The sequence below is a fragment of the Polaromonas sp. genome, assembly GCF_030682935.1.
GTDB lineage: Bacteria > Pseudomonadota > Gammaproteobacteria > Burkholderiales > Burkholderiaceae_C > Polaromonas.
Map to the genome: position 1 here is coordinate 1 of NZ_JAUXNA010000075.1, position 1,309 is coordinate 1,309.

The 1,309-nt window shown below is 61.5% G+C and carries 1 protein-coding gene; it reads left to right on the forward strand.

Annotated features, from left to right (window positions below):
* The coding region (locus tag Q8K05_RS03005; protein ID WP_305245057.1) for a GTP-binding protein at positions 1-1,309 on the forward strand (1,309 nt) is incomplete at both ends.

Here is a 1,309-nt window from a genome sequence, read left to right on the forward strand (position 1 = left end):
CCATGCCCCAGACCCGCTTTGTGACCAAGAAGGCGCTGGCCCTGGGCCTCAAGCCCATCCTGGTGGTGAACAAGGTGGACAAGCCCGGTGCGCGCCCTGATTTCGTGGTCAACGCCGCTGTCGACCTGTTCGACAAGCTCGGCGCCACCGACGAACAGCTCGATTTCCCCGTGGTCTACGCCTCGGGTATCAACGGCTGGTCATCGCTGGAAGAGGGCGCGCCGGGTGAGCAGTGGGGCCCCGACATGTCGGCCCTGTTCAACACCGTGCTCAAGCATGTGCCGCCACAAAAGGGCGACCCGGCAGCGCCGCTGCAACTGCAAATTTCCGCGCTCGACTTTTCGACCTTTGTGGGCCGGATTGGCGTTGGCCGCATCAGCCAGGGCACGATCAGGCCCATGATGGACGTTGTGGTGATGGAAGGTCCGGATGGCAAGGCCGTCAAGGGTCGTATCAACCAGGTGTTGACCTTCCAGGGCCTGGAGCGCGTGCAGGCGACGGAAGCCGGCCCCGGCGAAATCGTGCTGATCAACGGCCTGACGGATATCGGCATTGGCGTGACCATCACTGATCCGATCAATCCGATGCCGCTGCCCATGCTCAAGGTCGATGAACCGACGCTGACCATGAACTTCTGCGTCAACACCAGCCCGCTGGCTGGCCGTGAGGGAAAGTACGTCACCAGCCGCCAGATCTGGGACCGCCTGCAAAAAGAACTGCAACACAATGTCGCCCTGCGCGTCAAGGAAACCGACGAAGAAGGTATCTTTGAAGTCATGGGTCGCGGCGAACTGCACCTGACCATCTTGCTGGAAAACATGCGCCGCGAAGGTTTTGAGCTGGCGGTGTCCAAGCCGCGCGTTGTGATGAAAGAAGTGAACGGTGAAAAGTACGAGCCGATCGAGTTGGTGACCGCCGACATCGAAGAGCAGCACCAGGGCGGCGTGATGCAGGCTTTGGGCGAGCGCAAGGGCGACCTGGTCAACATGGAGCCGGACGGCCGTGGCCGCGTGCGCCTGGAATACCGCATCCCGGCGCGTGGCCTGATCGGTTTCACCAACGAATTCCTGAACCTGACGCGTGGCTCTGGCTTGATCGCCAACATCTTCGACTGCTACGAGCCGCACAAGGGTGAGATCGGTGGCCGCAAGAACGGCGTGCTGATTTCCATGGACGCCGGTGAAATCTTCACCTACGCGCTGGGCAAGCTCGACGACCGCGGCCGCATGTTCGTGCGCGCCAATGACCCCGTGTACGAAGGCATGATTGTGGGTATCCACAGCCGTGACAACGATCTGGTGGTCAACGC